We start from the raw sequence: 24,393 nt of genomic DNA, 5'->3' as shown, positions 1-24,393 counted from the left end.
CTCCCCAAAAATGCAAAATACAAGAACCTTATTGGATAAATTGTTCCTTATAATTAAGGGATTATGTATGGGTGCCGCAAATAAGGTACCAGGGGTCTCTGGCGGTATAGTTGCATTTGTTGGTGGTTTTTATGAAGAATTCATTTACTCTCTGCAAAAGATAAATGCAAAGGCTTTTAAGCTAATCATAAATGGTAGGTTCAGAAGTTTTTACCGTTATACAAACGGAACATTTTTGAGTTTGCTCATATTTGGTATGTTGGTCAGCTATTTTAGTGTTTCTAAAGTATTGGATTATTTTCTAGAAAAAAAAGAGTTGTTTGTATGGGCAGCATTTTTTGGAATGATTTTAGGGTCTATCTATTACATCGCAAAAGATTTTGAGCATTGGAACAAGAAAACTATTTCTGCTGCAATACTAGGCTTAATTGTAGGTGTGGCCATAAGTTTTTTAAGTCCCGCCAAAGAGAATGATAATTTATTGTTTATATTCTTTTGCGGAATCATTAGTGTTTCCGGGATGACATTACCAGGGCTTTCTGGATCCTTTATACTTATCCTTTTAGGAAATTATGTACTATTACTTGTTGATTCCGTTAACGCACTTTATGACACATTTTCTGAGATTCTAATAGGGGATTATAGTTTTGTAAAAGATAAAGGAAGACTTAAAACCTTAAAAATTTTAGCAGTCTTTACATTGGGTTCTGCTACAGGTTTAGTTTCACTTTCCCATATTTTGAGTTATGTACTAAAGCATTACAAGCATATAACCACCGCTGTAATTTTAGGGTTTATTACCGGTTCTTTAGGTGTAGTATGGCCTTGGAAAAGAACAATATTCAAAACAAATGATGAAGGCCTATTGTTACTAGATTCCAATGGCAAAGAAATAATTGTGAATTACGAACGATTTACCCCTGGTTTACAAAACCTAGAAACTTGGTGGGCTTTATTCTTTGTAATTTTTGGCATCAGCATATTACTATTTTTAGATTGGTATGGAAAAAATAGAAGGAAAACAATATAAGTTTGGACTAGTGGGCAGGAATATTTCTTATTCCTTTTCCCGTGGTTATTTCGCTAAAAAATTTGAAAAACTCGGTTTAAAGGGATATAGTTACGAAAATTTTGATTTGTCCAAGATTGAAGAATTTAAGGATGTTATCACCAAAGTAGATGACTTAAAAGGTCTTAATGTTACTATCCCATATAAACAAGACGTTATACCATATTTGGACAAATTATCTGATGCGGCTAAAAAAATTGGTGCGGTCAACACCATCAAGATAAGTGAAAAAGGCTTAATTGGCCATAATACAGATGCGTATGGCTTTCAAAAATCCATTGAGCCCTATCTCAAAAAGCACCATAATAAAGCTTTGATTTTAGGGACTGGAGGGGCCTCTAAGGCTATTGCCTATGTTCTTGACAATTTAAATATTGCTTATGCCTTTGTTTCCAGAACAGGAAAAAACAATGGTTACACCTATGAAGAATTATCAAAGAAGGTTCTTCAGGACCATTTGGTAATTATTAACTGTACTCCGATAGGAACATTTCCAGATATCGAGGCCAAACCAAATCTACCCTATCAACATATTGTTGAAAACCATTTACTATTTGACCTTATCTACAATCCTGAAAAAACGGCATTCTTAAAAAAAGGTGAAGAAAAAGGGGCTACTATTTTAAATGGCGCTAAAATGTTGGAATTACAAGCAGAACAAGCATGGAAGATTTGGAATACGTAAGTATACCATTTCTACTAACCTAAATTACCTTTACCGATATAGCAAACCCAAAAATCAATTTGATTTTTAAAGAGATCTATATTTTAAAAAGAATCTTCTAATTCTTTGCAATTCCTATGGTTGTCACTATCTTGTAAACACCTAATTATGGATGATGTCAGAAGAAAAAGAACAAGAATTACCTAAAGTTAAGGTAACGGAAAATAACTCGGAAACTACCAAGCCACAAGATACAGGGACGGACAAAAATTCTGAGCCAATATTGGAAGAGCAGGAAATACCTGAGGTCGATTCCGTTTCTACTTCAAGCGAGGCGGTTGACAAGGACGCTTTAGAGGAAATAGATGATAGCAATGCTGAGGATGCAGAAGATATAGATACAGCCAAAAGACATGATATCCCAATGTTGGATTATCATGTTTTGTCAATTGAAAATCTTGTGGGAGAACTTCAAAAACTAGTTCGTAACGAGAAGGTCCAGGCAATTAAAAAACATGTAGATGGAATTAAGGATGAATTTAATTTAAAATTTCAAGAATTCATCGAACAAAAGAAAGAGGATTTTGTCTCCAATGGTGGCAATGAAATTGATTTCCGGTATAACTCTGTCACTAAAAGACAGTTCAATGAAGTGTATAGTGACTACCGTGAAAAACGCAATCAATATTACAAAAACCTAGAAAAAAGTCACAAAGAAAATTTAGCGCATAGGTTAGCGTTAATTGAAGACCTAAAGGGGTTGGTAAATGTTGAGGAAGATATAAATACCACGTATAAAAACTTTAAGGACATTCAGGAAAAGTGGCGTAATGCTGGACCAATTCCTAGAAATAATTACAATGATGTTTGGAGGACCTATCACCATCATATTGAAATTTTTTATGATTTTCTGCATTTAAATAGGGAGTTACGTGACCTAGACTTTAAACACAATCTTGAGGAAAAACTAAAAATAGTAGAACGTGCGGAATCACTCGCCATTGAGCCAGATTTAAACAGGGCTTTCAGGGAACTACAAGTTTTACATAAAATTTGGAAAGAGGATATAGGCCCTGTTGGTAAAGAACATAGGGAGGAAGTTTGGGAGCGATTTAGTAAGGCTACCAAAACTATACATGAAAGACGACAAGACTACTTTAAGGAATTAGATAAATTAAGTGAGCAAAATCTTGATAGAAAAAAGGAAATAATAGAAAAAATACTTCTCCTTTCCCAAAACGCTTCGAATAACCATAGAGAGCTTCAAAAACAAATTAAGGAACTAGAAGCCTTAAGGGATGCATTTTTTAAAGCAGGTAAAGTTCCACAAAAAGAAAATGAAAATACCTGGAGTGCCTTTAAAAATGCCGTGAGAGCATTTAATAAAAACAAAAATGCTTTTTACAAAAACCTAAAAAAAGACCAACACGATAATCTAACAAAAAAAAGAACCTTGTTGGATATTGCCATTTCATTACAGGATAGTGAGGATTTTGATGCTGCAACTGCTGAAATGAAACGCATACAAAGTGAATGGAAGAAGATCGGTCATGTGCCCCGCAAGTATTCGGATAAACTCTGGAAAGATTTCAAAACAGCATGCAACCACTATTTTGATAGACTTCATGTTAATAAAAATGATGCCAATAAGGAAGAATTTGAGAACTTAAAACTCAAGGAAGCTATTTTGGAAAAGATTAAGGTTTGGAAGCTATCAGATAATAGAGAAGTAAATATCAGTGCCCTAAAAAATTATATTTCTGAGTGGAAAAAGATTGGACACGTCCCCTTTAAGCAAAAAAACATAAATCAGAAATTCAATAAAATTATTGACGCCCTTTTCCAAAAATTAAACATAAGTAAACCAGAATCAGAATTACTTAGTTACGGTAACAAGATTCAAAACATTTCTGAGAGCGAAAACCAAGAAAGAGCAATCTATAACGAGCGTAGTTTTATTCGAAAGAAAATGGATGAAAGCAAAAACGAAATTCGACAGTTAGAAAATAACTTACAGTTTTTCTCCAATTCATCGGAAGATAGTCCAATTGTGAAAGATGTGATAAAAAAGGTAAATGAGCATAAGGAGGCATTATCCTCTTGGAAAGCAAAGTTGAAGAAATTAAATATCATGGAGAACAACTTGCATAAAGAGGTTGAGGATAATGATGATTCTGAAGAAGAGTAATTCGTTTTCAAAATTTTGTTGAAATAAGTAAGCTCAAGTAAATACCCTTAAAGCTTGTAGGTATGATTTATAAAGTGCTGTTCATGATAAGCTTTATTAGTTATTCAGTTGTAGCACAGAATAAAATTATTCTTGATAGGTCAACAAATCAAGGATTTATTATTAAAAAGACAGCAGCATATTACGTATTGACTAATAAATGTAATATCTGTCATGCCGCCAAAAAACGGCAATCAATATTTACATTGCACAATATGGATAGTTTGTCCGAAGCAATCAACCTTCAAGTATTTATTAAAAAGAAAATGCCAAAAGGCAAAAAGAATAAACTAACATTAGAAGATGAGCGTCAACTAAAAGCTTGGTTAAATTCTTTGTAACAAAAAAAGAGCTGATTACAGCTCTTTTTTTGTTACGCTATAAACCAATTATTACTTGGCAACATTAACCGCTCTGGTCTCCCTTATTACGGTAATTTTAACTTGTCCAGGATACGTCATGTCCGTTTGTATCTTTTGTGATATTTCAAAAGATAATTGGGCTGCTTTCTCATCATTTACTTTTTCACTCTCAACAATTACCCTTAACTCCCTGCCTGCCTGTATGGCATAAGCTTTTTGAACCCCACTAAACCCAAATGCAATTTCCTCCAAATCCTTTAAACGTTGAATGTAAGAATCTAACACCTGTCTTCTTGCCCCTGGTCTAGCACCACTTATCGCATCACAGACTTGAACTATAGGAGCTATAAGGGTTTTCATTTCAATTTCATCATGGTGGGCGCCTATGGCATTACAGACTTCCTCTTTCTCTCCATATTTCTCTGCCCATTGCATACCAAGAATAGCATGTGGTGTTTCAACTTCGGCTTCCGTATTAGGTACTTTACCTATATCATGCAGAAGACCAGCCCTTTTGGCGATTTTTGGATTCAAACCCAGTTCTGATGCCATAACACCGCAAAGTTTTGCAACCTCCCTAGAGTGTTGTAATAAGTTTTGTCCGTATGAAGATCTATACTTCATTCTACCCACAGCTTTTATCAATTCTGGATGCAGGCCATGAATACCTAAATCTATAACAGTACGTTTACCAATCTCAACAATTTCACCTTCTATCTGTTTTTCTGTTTTCTTTACGATTTCTTCAATACGAGCTGGGTGAATTCTACCATCCGTAACCAATTTATGCAATGATAAACGAGCCACTTCCCTACGTACACTATCAAAACATGAAAGTATTATGGCCTCTGGTGTATCATCTACAATAATCTCTACACCTGTTGCAGACTCCAGTGCCCTAATATTACGGCCTTCACGTCCAATAATCCTACCTTTAACATCATCTGACTCAATATTAAAAACAGACACGCAATTTTCTACTGCTTCTTCGGTCCCAATCCGTTGAATGGTATTTATTACAATTTTTCGAGCTTCTTGCTGTGCGGTCAATTTTGCCTCCTCTACCGTAGTCTGTATGTAGCCCATGGCATCGGTTTTAGCCGTTTCCCTGAGGCTTTCTATCAATTGATTTTTAGCCTCATCTGCAGACAAACCAGAAATAACCTCAAGCTGCTGAACTTGACTTTTATGTAACTTATCAACCTCAGATTGTTTCTTTTCGTAGTATTCCTTACGATTTTCCATGTCCTTCAACTTTCCGTCCAACTGGGAGTTGAGCTGCTTGTTTTTGGCCAATTCACTGCTTATCTGCGACTCTTTGTCACGGGTACGTTTTTCTGCTTCGTTAATTTTTTTATCCTTATTGATGATTACCTTTTCATGTTCTGCCTTTAATTCCAGAAACTTTTCCTTGGCTTGTAAAATTTTATCTTTCTTAATATTCTCCCCTTCTAAATTAGCCTCTTTTAGAATTTGAGCGGCATCTTTTTTAGCATTGGCTATAGTTTTGGAGGCTCTGCCTTTTTCCATAAACTTGGCAATGGCAAACCCAATTGCCAGACCAACTATACCAACTATTATAATCATTGTACTATCCATAGTGTAATTTATTTATAAAAAAAGCCCACATTGGAGAAGTTTTGTACAAACTCCGTTAAACAGGTTTAGGGCTAACAGACTGATCAAGGATCCTTATACTAGTAAGGCTTGCTTTTACAACCTAAACTCACCCTTTTTAAACAAATTAATGTTGAGTTCGTCAAAAGATATTACCAATGTGGGCAGTAACTTAAATTTATTTTTAAGAACGTATGTATTTATTTTATAGCCAGCTTGGAATTCACCAAATCACTAAGCGCTTTTAGGCGCTCCTCCGCTTCTTTAGATCCTTCCTTTTGATCTATGCCCTTCTGCTCTATTTTGGATGCAAATTGCAAGGCACACATGGCCAAAACATCTTGTTTATCCCTAACGGCATAACTTTGCTCAAATTTTTTGGCCAACTGTTCTATATTTTTGGCCGCTTTTCGTAAACCTTCTTCTTGACTTGGATCTATAGTTAAAGGATAGACCCTATCTGCAATAGAAAGCTTTATTTTGAGCTTTTCAGACATATTATTTAAACATTATTCCGAAAGTTGGGTTATACAAAGATCCAACTCACGTATTAATGTATTTATTTTAAGCTTAGCTTCTGTTTTATTCGTATTACTGCCAAGCATAGAATTTGCCAATTTGAGCGAATTATACTTTTCTTCCCATTCAGAAACCGTTTTTTTTGCGTTTTCTTGGTTGGATTTTATAGTCATTAATTCAGTTTCCAAATCTTTGTTGGTTTGTTGCAAGAGCTCCAACCTATGAAGTAACTTACTTACCTTGTTTTCTAAAGTATCAACGATTTGAATTAATTCGCCCATATATTAAATTCGATGCGATCTACACAAAGTTAACATTCATTCCAAGACTTAGCAATACTTTTTACATTTATTCTTACAAGAAATTTTAGTGCTCCTTTAAAAAAGTAAAAAGCCCATTGATTCTTAATATTTGGCATAGACAATTTTCAAGAATTGGACATGTTTATTTATTTTCGTAACACATTTGAACGCTATGACAAAATATTTGTGCTACTGCCTTTTCTTATTGCCAACACTTTTTTTCGGCCAAGAAAAATATCCGCAAGAAGCCTTTAGGCCCCCGATGGATATACCTATTATTTTGGCAGGGACATTTGGTGAGTTACGTTCTAACCACTTTCACTCTGGAATAGATATTAAAACCCAACAACGCGAAGGAGTACCCATCTACGGAATTGGTGAAGGCACCATAACTAGAATTAAGGTTTCACTTTGGGGTTATGGAAAGGTGCTTTATATAGCACACCCAAATGGGTATACCTCTGTTTATGGCCACTTGCAAAAATTCTCCCCTAAAATTGAAGAATATATTAAGGAAATCCAGTACAGTAAGAAATCATATGAAGTAGAGGTCTTTCCTGATTATGGGGAGCTGAAAATTGAAAAAGGAGAATTGATAGCCTATAGCGGTAATACAGGGGGCTCTGCTGGACCACACTTACATTTTGAGATTAGGAGTAGTATATCTGAAAAGCCTACCAATCCTTTATTATATAACATTAATGTTGCCGATGCTACAAACCCAACACTTGAAAGTCTGTTCGTGTATCCACTTTCAGAAGATTCCCAAGTAAATAATAGTATTGAAAAAGTACAGGTTAATTTCACCAAACAAAATGATGGTACCTTTTTAGCAGAAAAAGTAAACGCTTATGGTAAAATTGGCATTGGTTTTATTGGGTTTGACCGTCAAGATATGGCTGCCAATAAAAATGGGGTGTATTCTGTTTCGCTATCTGCCAATGGAAGGACATATTCTTCCTATGATTTTGAATCATTCTCATTTGGTGAAACAAGATATATTAATACGTTAATTGATTACGATTATTTTGGTAGGTACAATAAACGTATTCAAAAATGCTTTAAGTCTCCAGGAAACTATTTAAACATCTATAATGAAATTTACAATAACGGTATTATTGAAATTAGTGATGGTCTAAGTTATAACTTAGATTTAATAATCGAAGATTTAGCAGGCAACAAAGTGCAAGTCAGAATTCCTGTAGAAGGAAAAAATGATACTCCCAAAGATGCCATTAAACATGCTATAACCCCAAACTTTGTAATAGCAAAGAAGCCTAATAATTATGACTTAGGTGTTGCCAAGGTTTATTTTCCAGAAAATACGTTTTATGAAGATTTTTATATCGATTTAGCAAAAGGAAAAGACACGGTTACCATACATACCAATACGGTACCTGCACATCGTAATTTCACCATTACTTTTGATGCCTCCAAATATTCTGCTGAGGAACAAAAACAACTTTTTATTGCAAGGTTGGACAGAAATCTTAAACCAAGTTACCTTAATACATACAAAAGAGGTGGCACCTTTACCGCGAGAACCCGTGATTTAGGAACATATACGCTTGCAAAAGATACAATTGCCCCAAAAATTCGGAATAAAAATTTTAAAGAAAAACAATGGCTTAACAATTATAGATACCTTAGTGTACATATTTCTGATGATCTTAGTGGTATAGATACCTACACGGCAACATTGAACGGTGAATGGGTATTAATGGAATACGAACCAAAAAGAAATACATTGACCTATAATTTTGATGATAAAATTTTGGACAAAAAACAATGTGTACTTAAACTTACCGTTACAGATAACGTAGGAAACACTAGCACAATGACCACATCGTTCTTTAGAAAATAAAACTCTTGAAGTTTTGTAAACTCACATGTATCACTTTTTTATTGTGCCAGTTAATCAGCTTTGCGCAAACTGCCACTATTACAGGAATAGTACTTGATGAGGAAAATAGACCCATACCTAATGTCAACATCACTTCTGAATCAAAAGGAACTATCACGAACAACAATGGTTTTTATCTACTTGAAATAACAGCGGATGTAAAGACAACTATATTATTTTCACATTTAGGACATAAAGACATTACCATTAAGGACCTCCTGTTAACCACCAATGAGACTTTTGAATTTAATCCAGTTTTTAAAATTGCAGTTGAACAGGTTGATGGTGTTACGGTAACCGCCAGAGGAGAAAAAAAAGTAGAATGGATCACCACTATTTCAACAGAAAAAATTCTTAAGATTCCAGGTGCAAATGCCGGAGTGGAAAATATATTAAAATTACTTCCTGGGGTTTCCTCTAATAATGAACTAAGTACCCAATACTCCGTTAGAGGAGGCAATTATGACGAAAATCTAGTCTATGTAAATGAAATAGAAGTTTATAGACCATTCTTAATAAGGTCTGCACAACAAGAGGGACTAAGTTTTGTAAATAGTGACTTGGTTAAAGATGTTAAATTTTCTTCCGGTGGGTTTCAATCCAAATATGGAGACAAATTATCCTCTGTACTTGATATTACATATAAATCCCCAACTTCTTTTTCGTTAAAGGCAGATGTTAGCCTGTTGGGTGTAAACACCAATATAGAGACAAGATCAAAAAATAAAAAACTAAGTAGTGTTACCGGTGTACGATATAGAAACAATGCGTTATTAGTCAATAGTCAAAATACACAAAGTAACTTTAAGCCTTCCTTTACTGATGTACAAAGTTATATTACGTATCAATTCAGCAATAAAATAAATCTGAACTTTTTAGGTCATCTTTCTGTAAATGATTATCAAAATGAGCCTTTGAATAGTCAAACCAACTTTGGAACCCTAAATGACCCAAAGGCCCTGATCATTTATTACGATGGTAAAGAAAACAATAGATATACCACCGCATTAGGAGCGATAAAAGGTAACTACTATTTAAATGAATACACAACTTTAAAGTTGATTACATCAATCTATCACACTACGGAAGAAGAATATTCAGATGTGCGCGCCTCTTATGAATTAGGTGAGGTAGATAGTAATTTAAATAGTAGCACATTCGGCGATGCCTTTAACACTAGGGGAATTGGGTCACAGTTCAATAGATCCCGAAATGATCTGGATGCCCTTATCTTTAATTTGAACCATAAAGGAGTACATAATAAGGAAAATCAAGTTTTAGAATGGGGAGCCAAGTATATACATGAAGATATTCGTGACCAACTTAGGGAGTCAGAGTTTATAGATTCTGCAGGGTTCTCGGTTAGACCGCCAAGACCTGAATTTATTAACAACCAACCAGAATCCCCTTTTAATGCACCATTAGTAGCCTATAATAGCTTAAATGCTTTTAACACTATTAAAACAAATCGCTTTAGCGGATTTGTTCAATATAGCAATCAAATAGAGTCCCGTTCAAATACTTATTATTATAATATTGGGGCCAGGGTACATCATTGGACAGTAAGTGGACATAATGTGCAAAAAGTAGCCCAAACCATTGTAAGCCCTAGAATACAATTTGCCTTAAAACCTAACTGGGAAAAAGATATCCTATTTAAATTAGCCACTGGTGTCTACCAACAACCTCCTTTTTATAGAGAATTAAGGGACAGGGAAGGTGTTGTAAAACCAAATGTTAAAGCACAACAATCTATTCACTTTGTACTCGGAAGTGAATACAGTTTTCTTTTATGGGATCGACCTTTTTCACTCACCAGTGAATTTTATTATAAAAACCTAACCAATGTAAACCCATACACGTTAGAGGATGTACGTATAAGGTATGAGGCAACAAATGACACCAAGGCCTATTCATACGGTACCGAAATACGCTTAAATGGCGCCTTTGTTCCAGGTACCGAGTCATGGATTAGTTTAGGGTACTTAAAAACTGAGGAAAATAGAAATAATAAAGGATTCATATCTAGACCTACCGACCAACGGTTTAAATTGGGAATACTTTTCCAAGATTACATTCCTACAATACCAGATTTAAAAATGTATTTGAATTTGGTTTATAGTACAGGTGTACCAGGTGGGTCGCCAAGTTATGCAGACCCCTATATTTTTCAGAATAGATTAAGAGATTATAAACGTGCAGATTTAGGAATTTCATATATTTTTGTGGGCAAAGAAAAAACACACGATAAAAATCATTGGTTGCATCGGTTTAAGGAACTAAGTCTTGGCTTTGAAATATTTAATCTTTTTAATAACCAAAACTCCATAACAAATACTTGGGTGAGGGATGTTGACAGCAAAAACGAATTTGCCGTCCCAAATTATCTTACTTCAAGGGTATTGAATCTTAAGCTAAGACTGCGACTTTAAAAAAGTAACATGTTAAGATTACTCTTTATTTTAAGCCTACTGGCCTCTTTACAAATGAGCGCCCAAAAAAATATTTACGAAAGTGCAAAGTTCGACGAATTAAGTGCAGACCATAATACATTGGCCATTTTGCCTTTCTTGACCAAATTAGATTTAAAGGACAAAGCTACCACAGAGGATTTGAAATCATTAGAAGAGAAAGAAGGGTATGCTGTACAGGATGCATTGGAAACTTATTTTTCTAAAAGAAAGAAAAAGAAAAAACTTCCAGTAGAGTTTCAAAACACCAAGGATACTAAAGCTATACTAGCTCAAAAAGGGATAGACTATGCCAATATAGATGTTTACACTATTAAACAATTAAGTGAAATTTTAGGGGTAGATGGTATCATTAGTGGGAATATTGACTTAAACGTTCTCTTATCCAAAGGTGTTTCTACGGATTTTAATATAACCGATTATTTTTCAGGTAATGCAGATTATGGCAGAATAGGTGTAAAGATTAGTGATGGGGATACAGGTAAATTACTTTGGAAATATGAGAAAGAGATCAACAAGAAAACGGGTAAGAATACCACAGACCTAATAGATAGGATGATGAAACTTGCCATTCGTAAGTTCCCGTATGAGCGCGAAAGAAAAAAAGACAGAAAGAACAAAGAATAGCTACTCCTGCGTAAATTCCTTTAATACTGCAATAGTATAATCTATTTCCGCTTTGGTATTGTATTTGGAAAATGAAAAACGAAGGGAAGGCCTATTGAGGTCTTCTTCACTTAAAATTTGTGTCAAAACATGAGACCCTTTATCACTTCCAGATTGGCAAGCACTTCCTTTAGAACAAGCGATTCCTTTAATATCTAGATGAAATAAAAGCATAAGCGCTTTTTCAGGGCTAATAGGAAGGCAAACATTTACCAAAGTATACGTGCTTTTATCCAAATCCCCAGAAAGACCATTAAATTTTGCTTCTGGAATAAGTGTATTTACCTCCTCAATAAAATATTTTTTGAGTTCAAGAACAATGGTTTTCTCTTCATCTAAGTGATCATATGCCAAAGTAAAAGCCTCTTCCAAACCAACAATATTATGAAATGATTCTGTCCCAGCCCTATAACCTCTTTCCTGTGACCCACCCGAAATCAAACTGCCCAAACCAGAATTTTTTCTAATAAAGGCAAAACCAATACCTTTTGGACCGTGAAATTTATGTGCAGCTGCAGCTAGAAAATCAACCGGAACTTCTTTAACATTCCAAGGAAAATGACCAATAGATTGTACGGAATCTGAATGAAACAACGCACCATGTGACTTTACCAGCGTTGCAATAGATTGTATATTTATAATATTACCAATTTCATTGTTCACATGCATTAAACTCACTAATTTTTTAGAATTGTCTTTTTGCAACAATGCTTCTAAATGTTTTTCATCAGGGTTACCAAAAGCATCTAATTCAACAAACCACAAATTAACCAACCCCTTTTCTGCTAATTCCTCTACAGTATGCAATACGGCATGATGTTCTATTTTGGAAGTAATAATGGTAGCAACACCTAAATCCCTTACAGCACAACGCAAAATCATATTATCGGCCTCCGTACCACCTGAGGTAAAGATAATCTCAGATGGGTACGCGTTTAAGTACTTTGCAATTGTTTTTCTAGCACTCTCTATTGCTGTTTTAGCCGTTCTACCGAAACTATGCGTGGATGAAGGGTTACCATAATTATTGGCAAGGGCTTCTTGCATTTTAACTATGACTTCTTCCCTAACCTGTGTAGTAGCCGCATTATCTAGATAAACATTTTTCATTGAAACCGAGGTGAATAAGTAGATGGCAAAAATAATTTAAATAAAGTTAATTTACACTTAAATGGTTTGAAACCTAATTAGTGAAATCCAATAATTACTTTAAATTTGGAACATGAAAAAATATGTTTTATTTGCCAGCTGTCTAATGTTATTTTCTTGTAACGATGGTGATCTTCAAATAGAAACTTTGGATTTTGATAGTATAAAAACCATAAAATCCTGTAGTGCAATTTCTGTGAGTTCGGCCAATGTACTGTTCAAGATAAATAATGACGAAGCTTTAATAATTGAATTGCCAAACGGGGTGATTAAAAATGAAGCTACTATAGAAGATATAATAAGTCAAGTTCCAGCAGCTGCTAAAATAACATATCGCATTTTCTCCGATAATGTAACAGAAAGTTATTTTTGCGATGATGTACCGCCAGTTACGCCAATTGTTACTGAGGAAATTACCGCAGAAGACGGTCAAGTGTTTATAACTACGGTAGAAATTGACGCTAACACTTATGAACACACCATAAGGCTAAGTGGCATTTCGCTCGTAACCGGCAACGATAATAGAATAACAGATCTTCAAATCAATGAGTTTGGCACGGTAACCACTAGTTTATAAGAATTATTGGTTTTGAAAAATATAAACCTCCGTAGCACCTAAGCCGTACTTTTGGTAGTTTGCATCATAGTATTTGATATTTTCGTATTTTTCAAATAGAAAGTTTAACTCTTCCCTCAATATACCTTCTCCAACCCCGTGTATAAAAACTACCTTTTGTAGTCGTTTCGATATTGCAAACTCTAACTGGTGTTTTGCGGTTTCCAACTGAAGATTGAGCATATCATAATTACTTAAACCTTTAGGATTCCTAACCAGCTGATTAATATGAAGGTCTACCTCCATTTTTGGGAGACTTCGCTCTTTTGGTCTTAACAAGGTAGCTTTTCTGCGTTTGGGTTGTTCCTTTTCTTTCTTTACTTGTGCAACTTGGTAATTGCTAACAGTAATATCATTCTCTACCTTGACCAATTCACTTTGGTCATACCGAATAGGAAACCCGTCTTCGTCACTAATGGTTATGCCGTTTTCATCAATCTTAATGACCACTCCCTTTACAATATCATCTATGGCCTCTACCCTATCCCCTATTTTAAAAACAGCCATATTTTAATTTTAATTACACAAAAATAATGGTAATTTTCCAGTATTATATTTTATGTATAACCATGCGAACCTTATATTTTGTATTCTTTTTAGGAATTGAGCAATATATGTTGCCCTGTTTTACTAAAAAGATATTTGGATTTGACTGCCCAGGTTGTGGCTTACAACGTTCTTTGGTCTTGCTACTAAAAGGGGATTTTAACGGTGCTTTTCATATGTACCCTGCAATATATCCCATGTTACTTTTATTCGTGTTTCTGGCATTAAATTATTTTATAACAATCAGATTTTCCAACAGCATTAAAATAACCCTAATAAGTGTAACGGTTGGGGTAATAGTAATTAATTATATATCAAAATTCATTTAACCTAACCTTTAAATCATGGAACAACAAAAATTACCCAATGTAACTGCCGTTATGGCCCTAGGCATAGCCTCTATTCTTTTATGCTGGTGTTATGGAATATTAGGATTGATATTAAGTATCGTAGCCCTTGTTTTAGCTATGAGCAGTACAAAGTTATATAAGGCCAATCCAGAAGACTATACCAATTACTCAGCGCTAAAAACAGCAAAAATCATTGCAATAATTGGTCTTATCTTCAATTTATTGTTCATTTTATTCATAGTTTGGATGATAACGGCACTTGGTTGGGATGTAATTATGAGCCAAGATCAAGAGCTGATCCAAGAACGTATGAACGATTTATTAAATTAAGTAAATGCAGCAACCATTACCAGGAGCAAGCAATGCTCTTACCTTTGGCATATTATCTATTGTTTTAACCATTTTTTGTTGTGGTCCATTTGGAGCTATTTTTAGTTTTATTGGATTAAGTAATGCCAAAAAAGCAGAACAAGTATACAAAGCAGATCCTGAGGCAATGTATAGTGGGTATGAAAATGTTAAAACAGGTCGAATTTTGTCTTATATAGGCTTAGGACTTGCTTTAGTTGGGTTATTATTATGTATTATTTACTTCGGTGCTATAATAGCAATATTAATGGCCTCTGGGGATTTTTAATATCCTTCCTAATATTCAAAAAAATCCCCGAAAAGTATCGGGGATTTTTTTATTTTTTAAATTCTTCCAAGGTTTTCTTTATAATAGCAACACATTCTAGTAACTGTTCCTTGTTCATAACCAAAGGTGGAGCAAACCTAATTATATTGCCATGAGTAGGCTTAGCAAGAAGTCCATTATCCTTTAATGCCATACAGATATCCCAGGCAGTAGAACTTGTCTCGGTATCATTTATTAAAATAGCATTTAACAATCCTTTTCCACGAACAGATTTTACCAAATCACAGGTAGGTATAAAATCGTTCAACTCTTTTCTAAAGAGTTCACCTAAATCAAATGCATTTTGAGCTAATTTCTCGTCCTTTACCACTTCCAAAGCTGCCATCCCAACTGCTGCGGCAACAGGGTTACCACCAAAAGTACTACCGTGATTACCTGGTCTAATAACCTCCATTATAGTATCATTGGCCAAAACAGCGGAAACTGGGTAAGCACCACCAGACAATGCTTTTCCTAAAATTAAAATATCAGGTTTGGTTTCAGGAGTTCCACTACAATGCTTATCTACACAACCACAGTTTCCACACGTAGCCAATAACCTTCCAGTTCTTGCTATTCCAGTTTGTACTTCGTCGGCAATAAACAATACATTATGTTTTTCACATAAGGCCTTTGCGGTACTTAAATATCCTGGAGAAGGCACATATACACCGGCTTCACCTTGGATTGGTTCTACTAGGAACCCTGCTACATTATTATTTGTGGTCAAAGCCTGCTCTAATGCTTTTAAGTTATCGTATTCAATTTTTATAAAACCTGCCGTATATGGTCCAAAATTTTTCCTTGCCACGGGATCATTGGAAAATGATATAATTGTAGTGGTTCTTCCGTGAAAGTTATTTTCGCAAACTATAATTTGAGCTTCATTCTCTGGAATACCCTTGATCTCATAAGCCCATTTTCTACAAATTTTCAAAGCAGTTTCTACTGCTTCCGCACCCGTATTCATTGGCAAGAGCTTATCAAAATGAAAGGTTTCCGTTACATATTTCTCGTATTTACCTAACATATCATTGTAAAATGCTCTTGAAGTCAAGGTAAGTGTTTGCGCTTGTTTCACCATCGCATTCACAATTTTTGGATGACAATGACCTTGATTTACAGCGGAATATGCTGATAAAAAATCAAAATACCTGTTTCCTTCCACATCCCAAACATAAACACCGTCACCTTTGCTTAGTACAACTGGTAATGGGTGATAATTGTGGGCGCCGTATTTCTCTTCCAATGCAATAGCATCTTCAGAAGTGATGTTTTCTAAAACTGACATAATAAAAATTACTTTAAATAAAACTTTAGCAATTCCTTCAATACCTTTTTCCTTTCGAAGAGTCGAAAATTCAGCGTAGGAGAGAAATCATCCTTGTAGAGTCACAAAAATACTAATTTATAGCTACAAAATAAAGGAAGAATTACATAGCTCAAAAATCCATGTTAATACTAGCGCTAACTATATTCCCAATCCAAAGAAACCGTTATTTTTGCCCCATGCGTAAAAAGAAAACTAGACAGATCTTTGAAAAGGTAGTAGTAGTGGATGCCGGGGCAAAGGGAAAAACAATAGGCAAGGCACCAGATGGTAGGGTTATTTTCCTCACTAATACAGTGCCTGGTGATGTGGTAGATGTCATGACCACAAAAAAAAGAAAAGCCTATTTTGAAGGTGTAGCTACCAAGTTTCATTCATTATCAGATAAAAGAGTTACACCGGAATGCGAACATTTTGGTGTCTGTGGTGGCTGCAAATGGCAAGATATGGGTTACGCTCACCAACTTAATTATAAACAAAGTGAGGTTGAAAATAACTTAAAACGAATAGGTCATTTAGAGTTACCAGATATTACACCTATTTTAGGGTCTAAGGAACAATACTTTTATCGTAACAAAATGGAATTTTCATTTTCAGATAGTAGATGGTTGACCTTAGATGAGATAGAATCGAATAAAGAAATAGACGATAAAAACGCTTTAGGCTTCCATATCCCTGGTATGTGGGATAAAATACTAGATATTAAAAAATGTCACCTTCAGCAGGATCCCTCTAATGCCATTAGATTAGCCGCCAAAAGTTTTGCTTTAGAAAATAATATGGCTTTTTTTAACCCTAGAAATCAAGAAGGGCTGTTGCGAACTTTAATGATTCGTACGTCATCAATAGGTGAAATAATGGTGCTTATTCAATTCTTTCAAAATGACGAGGCCAAGCGAATACTATTATTAGATTATTTAAAAAATAAATTCCCCGAAATAACATCCCTTCTATTTGTAGTTAACCAAAAACAGAATGATACTATTTATGATCAAGAAATAGTATGTTATCATGGCCGTGATCATATTTTTGAGGAGATGGAAGGCCTTAAATTTAAAATCAATGCCAAGTCCTTCTATCAAACCAATTCAAATCAGGCATATGAGCTCTATAAAACAACACGTGATTACGCAGGCCTAAGTGGCGATGAACTAGTTTATGATCTTTATACTGGTACTGGTACCATTGCCCAATTTATAGCTAAGAATGCAAAAAAAGTGGTGGGTATAGAATCTGTTCCAGAGGCCATTGCGGATGCCAAAGCCAATGCAAAACGCAATAATATAGAGAATGTAGACTTTTTTGTTGGGGACATGAAAAATGTCTTCAATGAAAAATTTATATCCGAAAATGGTATTCCAGATGTAATTATTACAGACCCTCCAAGAAACGGGATGCATAAAGATGTAGTACAACAGATACTAAATATAGCTCCTAAAAAAGTGGTTTACGTAAGTTGCAACTCAGCCACCCAAGCGAGGGACTTAGAGTTAATGAAACATATGTATGATGTTACCAGAGTGCAGCCTGTAGATATGTTCCCACAAACACACCACGTTGAAAATGTTGTACTTTTAGAAAAGAAAAAATAGCATGAAAAAAATATTCGGCATTTTACTTTTCCTCTTCATTATTGGTGTTGGTTCTTGTGAAAAAGATGATATCTGTGTTGAGGGAGATACTCCATTAATGACCATTGGATTTTATAATTTATCAGATACCACCACCCTGAAGAATGTTACTAGCCTAAGAGTGGTTGGTGAAGGGAAAAGTAGTACTGTAAACACAGTTACAGATAGGGCCAACGCACAAACAATTAGTATTCCTTTAAAGACCGATGCTAATCAAACAAGCTTTTTACTCATATCTAATTCCGCAGATGATGATAATGGGACAGAAACTGGTAATATTGATACGATTACTATTTCTTACAGTAGAGTAGAAGACTTTAAATCACGCGCTTGTGGTTTTATAGTGAACTATGAAAATTTAAATATTCAATTAAAAGGCGATTCCAATAATTGGATTCAAGATTTAAGAGTAGCCCAATCCAATATTATTAACTCAGATTCTACACATGTTAAGATATTTCACTAGTTTTCTATTAGTACTGGGTACTTCGATTGGTTTTGCCCAAAATAAACCCATAGATACAAAGCCAAAGGATTCTGTTGTATATGAACAGTCATATGGCTTAAGGGTTGGCATAGACCTAAGTAGGCCCATAACCTCTTATCTAGATGAAAATTATACAGGAATTGAAGTTGTTGCCGATTATAGATTAACACCAAAAATATATTTGGCAGCCGAGATAGGAAATGAAAAAAAAACCAAACAAGAAGATCTTTATAATTTTACAGCATCAGGCAATTATATCAAAATTGGTGTGGACAACAATACCTATGCCAATTGGTATGGGGAACATAACTCAATTTTCATGGGAGGCCGATTGGCATTTAGCTCTTTTGAAAATACGCTGAACAATTATCAAGTATTTGACTCTAATAGATATTGGAACCCAGACGGGTTTGCAACTAGCTCAACTACCCCTGAAGAATTTAAAGGTTTACATGCCACTTGGTTAGAAGCTGTATTTGGCACTAAAGTAGAGCTATTTACTAATTTGTACTTGGGAGCAAGTGTTCGTTTAGCTTTCCTTTTAAGTGAAAAAGAGGATGAGCGATTTCCTAACCTTTTTATTCCTGGTTTTAACAAAGTAACCGATGGAAGTAAATTTGGTGTTGGTTACAATTATTCTATTTCCTATTTTCTTCCTTTATATAAAAAGAAAAACAAGTCCAAAAAGAATAGTGGAGAAAAAGTAGAACAAACAGAATAACTTAAAGTTCTTTAAAACCTTTAATAAATACCCATTTCATCATCAGTTTTTCTACACCTTTAATCTTCGCAACTGCAAATTTAGGAGCCAAAACCATAGCAAATAAAGCGGCTATTAGTGAAATGTAAGTGCTGCCAACTTCTAAAAAATAGGCCAGGCCAAATCTTAGTACAAGAAAAATCAAAGCAAATCCCAAAAAATTTAATACTATAGCTTTGTGTTTATTTTTCATTATAGGGTATCATTTTGATATTTAGCTTTTTTACTACCCTCATACATTTCATACTTAACCAAACGGGACTCTAAATGACTATTAAAGACCTTAATTTTCCTAGAAGGTCTTAAACCTACATATTTTAAAGCCTGCAAATTGGATGTAATCAACCAAGCATTGGTGCTTGGGTAGCCCTGTTTTAATGTGTCTCCTATGGCGCCATAAAAATTTTCCATTTCTATATCCAATCTTTCCCCATATGGTGGGTTAAAACACATATGCAAAGGACCCTCAGATTGTTTCTTTGTTTTAAAAAAGTCCTCTCGCTGAACAGTAATATAATCAGCCAGATTCGCGTTTTCAACATTATCAATAGCCTTTCTTACGGCGGACGGTGCTTTGTCGTAGCCTATGATTTTATGTCGGAATTCCCTAGTTTTCTTTAAACTGGCATCAATTATTTTTTCGTACAGTACTTCATCAAAATCAGGCCATTTTTCAAATGCAAAACCTTTACGATTAATATTGGCAGGTATATTACAGGCAATCATGGCAGCTTCAATCAACATTGTGCCACTTCCGCACATTGGATCAAGAAAATCGCGTTGCCCATCCCAACCACTCAATAATAGTAATCCGGCAGCCAAAACCTCATTTATTGGTGCAATATTCGTTGCTGTACGGTAACCTCTATGGTGTAGTGAATTTCCAGAGCTATCTAAAGAAACGTTACAAGCATTCTTATGAATATGGATGTTGATTTGTAGGTCTGGGTTCTTAACATCCACATCTGGACGTTTGCCTTCTACATCCCTAAATTTATCCACGATGGCGTCTTTGACTTTTTGGGAAACAAACAATGAATGGGTAAACTCATCGGAGAATACAGTGGCGTCTATAGCAAAAGTCTCATCAACCGTAAAATAATCTAACCAATCCATATGGTATATTTTTCTATATAAATCTTTTTCGTTTCTCACCGGAAAAGAGTGTATTGGTTTTATTATCTTGATAGCTGTTCGCAGACAAAGATTGGCTTTATACATAAAACCAGTATCCCCTTCAAAAGAAACATTTCTAGTGCCCTCCACAACATTGCTTGCACCAAGGTTTTTAAGTTCTTTTGCTAGAATCTCTTCGAAGCCAAAAAGAGTTTTGGCAATCATTTTAAAATTACTTCCCATATTCAATTTTTCAAGTACCGCAAAAATACGCTAATTTTGACGCTGTACCAGCAATCCAAAAGTTGACTACAATTTAGCCTAACTACTGATCAATGATATATTTTCTGCCGGTTCTCGGTGTACTTCTAAGCTTTGCTTTTGTCCTTATAGCAAAACCAAAAAAGAAAGAACATTTTAAATTGCTTTTAGCATTTAGCGGCGCCTTTCTTTTATCGTTAACAATTTTTGAATTATTGCCCGAAGTATATGAAAATGGAAATGCCAAAACCATGGGCATTTGCATCATGTTCGGTATACTACTTCAAATATTTTTAGAGTTTTTTTCAAAAGGTGCAGAGCATGGGCATGTACATTTCACAAATAAAAACACACATTTTCCGTGGTTACTTTTTACTAGTTTGTCTTTACATTCCATACTTGAAGGCCTTCCAATAATTTCAAATAATAATATCGTTTACGGCATTTTAATTCATAAAATTGCCATTGCAATAATATTGAGCATCTTTCTGTTAAGAGCAAAAATAAAACCATTGTATTGTGGATTATTTATTGTGCTATTTTCGTTAATGACCCCATTTGGGACCTTTCTAGCTGATAATTTTACCTTAATTTCTAAATATCAAAATCAATTAAACGCAGTGGTAATAGGGGTCTTATTGCATATTTCCACAATTATACTTTTTGAAAGCTCTGAAGGACATAAATTTAATTTGAGAAAACTTATTGTAATTATAATGGGTATCGTTATAGCTTATTTCATATAATGTTCAGCAAAAATGAATCTAGATTACTTAGGGAGGAATTTTGGATAGCGTTTGGAAAATCCTATCCAAGAAAATGGATTTTATACAAAACTAAAATCAAGGGGTTGTCTTTTAAGTTTCATTTTGGACTTAAAAATGCAATGGTTTCTTTAGACATAGATGGTGATTTAGAAAACCGCATCCAGTTATGGGAAAAACTAATGGCTTTAAAATCAATACTTAAAGATGAATTTATTCCTGAAATAATATTTGAAGAATATCATATTTTAGAAAATCACAAGGAGATTTCTAGAATTTATATAAAGAAATCCCAAGTATCCATTCATAATAAAAACTCATGGCGAGAAACCATGGAATTTTTAAATGATAAGATGGCAACCTTCGAAGAATTCTTTACAGAATATCAAGATATCCTTAATCCATAATAGGAAAAATGTTAATTTAACAAACCTTCCCTTATACCTTTCTCTAATCCCGTTAATTGAGCAAGACCCATAGCTCTTCCCACAAGTGAATAACCTGAATAAAAATCGTTTTGTCTTTTCTTGTCATCAAGTAAAACATGACCATGATCAGGTCTCATAGGAATATTAACCACCTCTTTTCCAGACTTACTTCTTCTTTGTTGTTCTTGAACAAAGGCCTTCATAACCTTTTCTATAGGTACTGAACCTTGTAAATGATCAGCCTCGTAAAAACTTCCATCATCCTGCCTTTGAACATTTCTTAGATGGATAAAATGAATATTGGGTCCAAAATCATTAACTATTTTAACCAAGTCATTCTCAGATGATGCTCCTAGCGACCCGGAACAAAAGGTTAAACCATTACTTGGTGAAGGACAAGCATCCAAAATGAATTTTAACTCGTTGTAGTTTGAAGCAATTCTAGGTACGCCAAATACAGAAAAAGGTGGGTCATCCGGATGAATCGCCATCTTTAAACCTAACTTTTCAGCTTCAGGTATTATAGCTTGTAAAAAATAAGCCAAATTATTCTGTAATTCTTTCTTACTTATATTAAGTACAGTGGCATGATTTGCTTTAAAATCTTCAATTGAAATTAATTTTCTAGAGCCTGGCATTCCCGCTAAAATGGCATCTCTTAAATTATCCCTTTCGTTGTCCTTAAGAGAATCAAAATAATTTTTTGCTATTTTTAAAACTTCACTAGAATAGGATCTACTCGCATTTTCACGTTGTAGGATATATAAATCAAAAGCAGCAGCGGCAATTGGGTCATACTGAAGAGCCGAAGCCCCATTAGGCAAATGAAAATCCAAATTGGTCCTTGTCCAATCTATTAGTTGCATAAAATTATAGCACACAACCTTAATATTATTTGCTGCTAAATTCTTAAGTGTTTGGATATAATTTTGAATATATACATCCCTTTCTGGCAGGCCATATTTTATTGAGGTATGAATATTTACACTTTCCACAACAGACCATTCCAAACCATGTGATTCTATCTCATTTTTTAGCGCTAAAATGGTCTCTAACGGCCATATATCCCCTAAAGGTATATCTTGACATGCAGCTACAATACCTTCTACCCCAATTTGTTTTATATCGGTTAGAGAAACACCAAATGAGGGTCCGAACCACCGAAAAGTTTTTTTAAGATATTCCATTATACACCAGAAAAAGAATTAAACCCACCGTCAACATCATAACACACTCCAGTAACAAAACTAGAAGCATCACTTAAGAGGTAATGTACCATCCCGTTTAACTCTGATGCATTCCCAAATCTTGCCATAGGTGTATTTGTAATAATTTTAGAGCCTCTTTCAGTATAAGAACCATCTTCCTTTGTTAAAAGACTCCTATTCTGATTCCCAATAAAAAATCCTGGAGCAATAGCATTTACTCTAATTTTATCTGAAAATTTAGATGCCATCTCATTAGCCATCCATTGAGTAAAGGTATCTACGCCAGCTTTTGCCATGGAATATCCCAAAACTCTTGAAATTGCTTGTTTAGAAGCCATAGACGATATATTAATAATTGAACCATAACCTTGTTGAGCCATTAATCCACTTAAAACAATGGTTGGTATAACGGTTCCAAATAAATTTATTTCCAATACTTTTTGAGTATCGGAAATTGCAATATCATAAATGCTCTGCGATGCAGATAATGTTGCGCCTGGGATATTACCACCAGCTAAGTTTATAAGACCATCAAGTCCTTCAAAAGTAGAAGCAATTTCCTCTTTAACTTCTAATAATGCTTCCTCATTTAATACGTCAACTTCGTAAATAGTAGTTTTGCCTTGTTTTAATTTATCAAGTTCATTCTTTTTATCACGTAATTTGTTAAGTGACCTACCTAATAAAATAACATGGGCGCCATGAAGTACTAAATACTCAGATATTGAACCACCTAGGGTACCAGTACCGCCGGAAAGTGCAAATATTCTATTTTCAATTGAGAATAAGTTTGTCATTGATTATAATCTAATAATTGGTAACCCCAACATAAAGGATTTTATTTAAAAACTAAAATAAACAAGATAATTGAGAATTACTTAAATTAAACAGCACTTATTACAAAAACAGTAATTTTAGTAGGAAACCAAACAAAATATAACATTACTATTTACAGTACTAAGTCAATTAAATGAGATTGGCAATTAGATTACGTATCCTAACATTTTTTCTTTGCAGGCTAATATTTTAAATTAGCTCTAATCCAAGACCCAAAAAGGCCTTCTCGTTTTGCAAGAAGACCTTTTTCATACCCAGCCTTGGCAGATATGATGCGCTTTGTTTCATTTTTTACGTCCTTTAGTAATATTTTCCCATAAAAAAAGGCCCCTTACATCACTGTAAGGGGCCTTCGAAAAAGGCGGCTACCTACTCTCCCACTTGGTATAGCAGTACCATCGGCGCAAACGGTCTTAACTTCCCTGTTCGGAATG

At 34.6% G+C, this 24,393-nt stretch carries 26 protein-coding genes, 1 rRNA gene and 1 other RNA gene; 16 read left to right on the top strand and 12 right to left on the bottom strand.

Annotation, left to right across the window (positions count from 1 at the left end):
* The first annotated feature begins 10 nt into the window (after positions 1–10).
* The 4 genes from ACOCEA_RS16055 (at position 11) to ACOCEA_RS16040 (ending at position 4,301) form a co-directional block, all read left to right on the top strand.
* The gene (locus ACOCEA_RS16055) at positions 11–1,030 is read left to right on the top strand and encodes a DUF368 domain-containing protein (RefSeq protein ID WP_420757286.1); all 1,020 of its coding nucleotides are present in this window, start codon (positions 11–13) and stop codon (positions 1,028–1,030) included.
* Complete coding sequence (locus ACOCEA_RS16050; RefSeq protein ID WP_420757285.1) at positions 1,002–1,754, top strand: shikimate dehydrogenase family protein; 753 nt, start codon at positions 1,002–1,004, stop codon at positions 1,752–1,754. Before ACOCEA_RS16055 ends, ACOCEA_RS16050 begins: the two co-directional genes overlap by 29 nt.
* A gap of 154 nt (positions 1,755–1,908) precedes the next feature.
* Positions 1,909–3,921, top strand: coding sequence for a DUF349 domain-containing protein (locus ACOCEA_RS16045; RefSeq protein ID WP_420757407.1), 2,013 nt, complete (start codon positions 1,909–1,911; stop codon positions 3,919–3,921).
* Between the two features lie 83 nt (positions 3,922–4,004).
* A complete protein-coding gene (locus ACOCEA_RS16040; RefSeq protein ID WP_420757284.1) occupies positions 4,005–4,301 on the top strand; it encodes a hypothetical protein in 297 nt (98 codons plus the stop codon).
* A 51-nt stretch (positions 4,302–4,352) separates the two neighbouring features.
* Here ACOCEA_RS16040 and rny read toward each other — a convergent pair whose 3' ends face one another.
* From rny to ACOCEA_RS16020, 4 genes are all read right to left on the bottom strand, one after another.
* Positions 4,353–5,921 (bottom strand): ribonuclease Y, encoded by a 1,569-nt coding sequence (gene rny, locus ACOCEA_RS16035; protein WP_420757283.1) that lies wholly within the window; start codon positions 5,919–5,921, stop codon positions 4,353–4,355.
* Between the two features lie 47 nt (positions 5,922–5,968).
* A non-coding RNA gene (ssrS, locus tag ACOCEA_RS16030) (6S RNA) lies at positions 5,969–6,078 on the bottom strand.
* A 61-nt stretch (positions 6,079–6,139) separates the two neighbouring features.
* A complete protein-coding gene (locus ACOCEA_RS16025; protein WP_420757282.1) occupies positions 6,140–6,436 on the bottom strand; it encodes a cell division protein ZapA in 297 nt (98 codons plus the stop codon).
* Between the two features lie 12 nt (positions 6,437–6,448).
* Entirely contained in the window at positions 6,449–6,739 is a 291-nt protein-coding gene (locus ACOCEA_RS16020; RefSeq protein WP_420757281.1) for a hypothetical protein, read from the bottom strand.
* A gap of 193 nt (positions 6,740–6,932) precedes the next feature.
* Between ACOCEA_RS16020 and ACOCEA_RS16015 the strand changes: the two genes are divergently transcribed.
* The 3 genes from ACOCEA_RS16015 to ACOCEA_RS16005 are packed head-to-tail and all read left to right on the top strand — an operon-like array spanning position 6,933 to position 11,761.
* Positions 6,933–8,624 carry a M23 family metallopeptidase gene (locus tag ACOCEA_RS16015; protein ID WP_420757280.1) on the top strand — a complete coding sequence of 564 codons (1,692 nt, stop codon included), beginning with the start codon at positions 6,933–6,935 and terminating at the stop codon, positions 8,622–8,624.
* Between the two features lie 41 nt (positions 8,625–8,665).
* A complete protein-coding gene (locus tag ACOCEA_RS16010; RefSeq protein ID WP_420757279.1) occupies positions 8,666–11,095 on the top strand; it encodes a TonB-dependent receptor in 2,430 nt (809 codons plus the stop codon).
* 9 nt (positions 11,096–11,104) lie between these two features.
* A complete protein-coding gene (locus tag ACOCEA_RS16005; protein ID WP_420757278.1) occupies positions 11,105–11,761 on the top strand; it encodes a hypothetical protein in 657 nt (218 codons plus the stop codon).
* Here ACOCEA_RS16005 and ACOCEA_RS16000 read toward each other — a convergent pair whose 3' ends face one another.
* A complete protein-coding gene (locus tag ACOCEA_RS16000) occupies positions 11,762–12,910 on the bottom strand; it encodes a cysteine desulfurase family protein (RefSeq protein WP_420757277.1) in 1,149 nt (382 codons plus the stop codon).
* A gap of 112 nt (positions 12,911–13,022) precedes the next feature.
* Here ACOCEA_RS16000 and ACOCEA_RS15995 point away from each other — a divergent pair, with 112 nt between their 5' ends.
* The gene (locus ACOCEA_RS15995; RefSeq protein WP_420757276.1) at positions 13,023–13,526 is read left to right on the top strand and encodes a hypothetical protein; all 504 of its coding nucleotides are present in this window, start codon (positions 13,023–13,025) and stop codon (positions 13,524–13,526) included.
* Positions 13,527–13,529: 3 nt separating this feature from the next.
* Here ACOCEA_RS15995 and ACOCEA_RS15990 read toward each other — a convergent pair whose 3' ends face one another.
* The gene (locus ACOCEA_RS15990) at positions 13,530–14,072 is read right to left on the bottom strand and encodes a Smr/MutS family protein (protein WP_420757275.1); all 543 of its coding nucleotides are present in this window, start codon (positions 14,070–14,072) and stop codon (positions 13,530–13,532) included.
* 26 nt (positions 14,073–14,098) lie between these two features.
* On the opposite strand from ACOCEA_RS15990, the gene ACOCEA_RS15985 reads away from it, so the two are divergent.
* The 3 genes from ACOCEA_RS15985 to ACOCEA_RS15975 are packed head-to-tail and all read left to right on the top strand — an operon-like array spanning position 14,099 to position 15,098.
* Positions 14,099–14,440, top strand: coding sequence for a DUF2752 domain-containing protein (locus ACOCEA_RS15985; protein ID WP_420757274.1), 342 nt, complete (start codon positions 14,099–14,101; stop codon positions 14,438–14,440).
* A 15-nt stretch (positions 14,441–14,455) separates the two neighbouring features.
* Positions 14,456–14,791: a CCC motif membrane protein gene (locus tag ACOCEA_RS15980; protein ID WP_420757273.1), complete on the top strand. Its 336-nt coding sequence runs from the start codon at positions 14,456–14,458 to the stop codon at positions 14,789–14,791.
* A 4-nt stretch (positions 14,792–14,795) separates the two neighbouring features.
* Positions 14,796–15,098 carry a CCC motif membrane protein gene (locus ACOCEA_RS15975; protein WP_420757272.1) on the top strand — a complete coding sequence of 101 codons (303 nt, stop codon included), beginning with the start codon at positions 14,796–14,798 and terminating at the stop codon, positions 15,096–15,098.
* A gap of 49 nt (positions 15,099–15,147) precedes the next feature.
* On the opposite strand, the gene rocD is transcribed toward ACOCEA_RS15975, so the two are convergent.
* A complete protein-coding gene (gene rocD, locus ACOCEA_RS15970) occupies positions 15,148–16,428 on the bottom strand; it encodes an ornithine--oxo-acid transaminase (RefSeq protein WP_420757271.1) in 1,281 nt (426 codons plus the stop codon).
* Between the two features lie 218 nt (positions 16,429–16,646).
* Here rocD and rlmD point away from each other — a divergent pair, with 218 nt between their 5' ends.
* The 3 genes from rlmD to ACOCEA_RS15955 are packed head-to-tail and all read left to right on the top strand — an operon-like array spanning position 16,647 to position 19,306.
* Positions 16,647–18,059 (top strand): 23S rRNA (uracil(1939)-C(5))-methyltransferase RlmD, encoded by a 1,413-nt coding sequence (gene rlmD / locus ACOCEA_RS15965; protein WP_420757270.1) that lies wholly within the window; start codon positions 16,647–16,649, stop codon positions 18,057–18,059.
* 1 nt (position 18,060) lies between these two features.
* Positions 18,061–18,564 (top strand): DUF6452 family protein, encoded by a 504-nt coding sequence (locus tag ACOCEA_RS15960; protein ID WP_420757269.1) that lies wholly within the window; start codon positions 18,061–18,063, stop codon positions 18,562–18,564.
* The gene (locus ACOCEA_RS15955; protein WP_420757268.1) at positions 18,545–19,306 is read left to right on the top strand and encodes a DUF6048 family protein; all 762 of its coding nucleotides are present in this window, start codon (positions 18,545–18,547) and stop codon (positions 19,304–19,306) included. The genes ACOCEA_RS15960 and ACOCEA_RS15955 overlap by 20 nt, the downstream gene beginning before the upstream one ends.
* A gap of 1 nt (position 19,307) precedes the next feature.
* On the opposite strand, the gene ACOCEA_RS15950 is transcribed toward ACOCEA_RS15955, so the two are convergent.
* Positions 19,308–19,538 carry a hypothetical protein gene (locus tag ACOCEA_RS15950; protein ID WP_420757267.1) on the bottom strand — a complete coding sequence of 77 codons (231 nt, stop codon included), beginning with the start codon at positions 19,536–19,538 and terminating at the stop codon, positions 19,308–19,310.
* Positions 19,538–20,704, bottom strand: a complete 1,167-nt coding sequence (locus ACOCEA_RS15945) for a THUMP domain-containing class I SAM-dependent RNA methyltransferase (RefSeq protein WP_420757266.1) — start codon at positions 20,702–20,704, stop codon at positions 19,538–19,540. The genes ACOCEA_RS15950 and ACOCEA_RS15945 overlap by 1 nt, the downstream gene beginning before the upstream one ends.
* A gap of 92 nt (positions 20,705–20,796) precedes the next feature.
* On the opposite strand from ACOCEA_RS15945, the gene ACOCEA_RS15940 reads away from it, so the two are divergent.
* Positions 20,797–21,468: a ZIP family metal transporter gene (locus ACOCEA_RS15940; protein WP_420757265.1), complete on the top strand. Its 672-nt coding sequence runs from the start codon at positions 20,797–20,799 to the stop codon at positions 21,466–21,468.
* Positions 21,468–21,893, top strand: coding sequence for a DUF4268 domain-containing protein (locus ACOCEA_RS15935; protein WP_420757264.1), 426 nt, complete (start codon positions 21,468–21,470; stop codon positions 21,891–21,893). The genes ACOCEA_RS15940 and ACOCEA_RS15935 overlap by 1 nt, the downstream gene beginning before the upstream one ends.
* A gap of 11 nt (positions 21,894–21,904) precedes the next feature.
* On the opposite strand, the gene uxuA is transcribed toward ACOCEA_RS15935, so the two are convergent.
* The 3 genes from uxuA to rrf all read right to left on the bottom strand — a co-directional run.
* The gene (uxuA, locus tag ACOCEA_RS15930) at positions 21,905–23,101 is read right to left on the bottom strand and encodes a mannonate dehydratase (protein WP_420757263.1); all 1,197 of its coding nucleotides are present in this window, start codon (positions 23,099–23,101) and stop codon (positions 21,905–21,907) included.
* On the bottom strand, positions 23,101–23,919 hold the full coding sequence (locus ACOCEA_RS15925) for an SDR family oxidoreductase (RefSeq protein WP_420757262.1): 819 nt from the start codon (positions 23,917–23,919) through the stop codon (positions 23,101–23,103). The genes uxuA and ACOCEA_RS15925 overlap by 1 nt, the downstream gene beginning before the upstream one ends.
* A gap of 396 nt (positions 23,920–24,315) precedes the next feature.
* A 5S ribosomal RNA gene (gene rrf, locus ACOCEA_RS18010) occupies positions 24,316–24,393 on the bottom strand; the annotation flags it as partial.

Source organism: Maribacter luteocoastalis (assembly GCF_048890225.1).
GTDB lineage: Bacteria > Bacteroidota > Bacteroidia > Flavobacteriales > Flavobacteriaceae > Maribacter > Maribacter luteocoastalis.
Note: the sequence above shows the minus strand (reverse complement) of the source record. Positions and strands in the feature narration are given on the sequence as shown.

Coding starts and splice junctions, on each gene's coding strand:
- rlmD (WP_420757270.1), top strand. CDS start 16,647: ATGCGTAAAAAGAAAACTAGACAGATCTTTGAAAAGGTAGTAGTAGTG.
- ACOCEA_RS15940 (WP_420757265.1), top strand. CDS start 20,797: ATGATATATTTTCTGCCGGTTCTCGGTGTACTTCTAAGCTTTGCTTTT.
- uxuA (WP_420757263.1), bottom strand. CDS start 23,101: ATGGAATATCTTAAAAAAACTTTTCGGTGGTTCGGACCCTCATTTGGT.
- ACOCEA_RS15950 (WP_420757267.1), bottom strand. CDS start 19,538: ATGAAAAATAAACACAAAGCTATAGTATTAAATTTTTTGGGATTTGCT.
- ACOCEA_RS15985 (WP_420757274.1), top strand. CDS start 14,099: ATGGTAATTTTCCAGTATTATATTTTATGTATAACCATGCGAACCTTA.
- ACOCEA_RS16050 (WP_420757285.1), top strand. CDS start 1,002: ATGGAAAAAATAGAAGGAAAACAATATAAGTTTGGACTAGTGGGCAGG.
- ACOCEA_RS15990 (WP_420757275.1), bottom strand. CDS start 14,072: ATGGCTGTTTTTAAAATAGGGGATAGGGTAGAGGCCATAGATGATATT.
- ACOCEA_RS16055 (WP_420757286.1), top strand. CDS start 11: ATGCAAAATACAAGAACCTTATTGGATAAATTGTTCCTTATAATTAAG.
- ACOCEA_RS16005 (WP_420757278.1), top strand. CDS start 11,105: ATGTTAAGATTACTCTTTATTTTAAGCCTACTGGCCTCTTTACAAATG.
- ACOCEA_RS15960 (WP_420757269.1), top strand. CDS start 18,061: ATGAAAAAAATATTCGGCATTTTACTTTTCCTCTTCATTATTGGTGTT.
- ACOCEA_RS15925 (WP_420757262.1), bottom strand. CDS start 23,919: ATGACAAACTTATTCTCAATTGAAAATAGAATATTTGCACTTTCCGGC.
- ACOCEA_RS15955 (WP_420757268.1), top strand. CDS start 18,545: ATGTTAAGATATTTCACTAGTTTTCTATTAGTACTGGGTACTTCGATT.
- ACOCEA_RS15995 (WP_420757276.1), top strand. CDS start 13,023: ATGAAAAAATATGTTTTATTTGCCAGCTGTCTAATGTTATTTTCTTGT.
- ACOCEA_RS16015 (WP_420757280.1), top strand. CDS start 6,933: ATGACAAAATATTTGTGCTACTGCCTTTTCTTATTGCCAACACTTTTT.
- ACOCEA_RS15975 (WP_420757272.1), top strand. CDS start 14,796: ATGCAGCAACCATTACCAGGAGCAAGCAATGCTCTTACCTTTGGCATA.
- ACOCEA_RS15980 (WP_420757273.1), top strand. CDS start 14,456: ATGGAACAACAAAAATTACCCAATGTAACTGCCGTTATGGCCCTAGGC.
- rny (WP_420757283.1), bottom strand. CDS start 5,921: ATGGATAGTACAATGATTATAATAGTTGGTATAGTTGGTCTGGCAATT.
- ACOCEA_RS16020 (WP_420757281.1), bottom strand. CDS start 6,739: ATGGGCGAATTAATTCAAATCGTTGATACTTTAGAAAACAAGGTAAGT.
- ACOCEA_RS16025 (WP_420757282.1), bottom strand. CDS start 6,436: ATGTCTGAAAAGCTCAAAATAAAGCTTTCTATTGCAGATAGGGTCTAT.
- ACOCEA_RS16040 (WP_420757284.1), top strand. CDS start 4,005: ATGATAAGCTTTATTAGTTATTCAGTTGTAGCACAGAATAAAATTATT.
- rocD (WP_420757271.1), bottom strand. CDS start 16,428: ATGTCAGTTTTAGAAAACATCACTTCTGAAGATGCTATTGCATTGGAA.
- ACOCEA_RS15945 (WP_420757266.1), bottom strand. CDS start 20,704: ATGGGAAGTAATTTTAAAATGATTGCCAAAACTCTTTTTGGCTTCGAA.
- ACOCEA_RS15935 (WP_420757264.1), top strand. CDS start 21,468: ATGTTCAGCAAAAATGAATCTAGATTACTTAGGGAGGAATTTTGGATA.
- ACOCEA_RS16000 (WP_420757277.1), bottom strand. CDS start 12,910: ATGAAAAATGTTTATCTAGATAATGCGGCTACTACACAGGTTAGGGAA.
- ACOCEA_RS16045 (WP_420757407.1), top strand. CDS start 1,909: ATGTCAGAAGAAAAAGAACAAGAATTACCTAAAGTTAAGGTAACGGAA.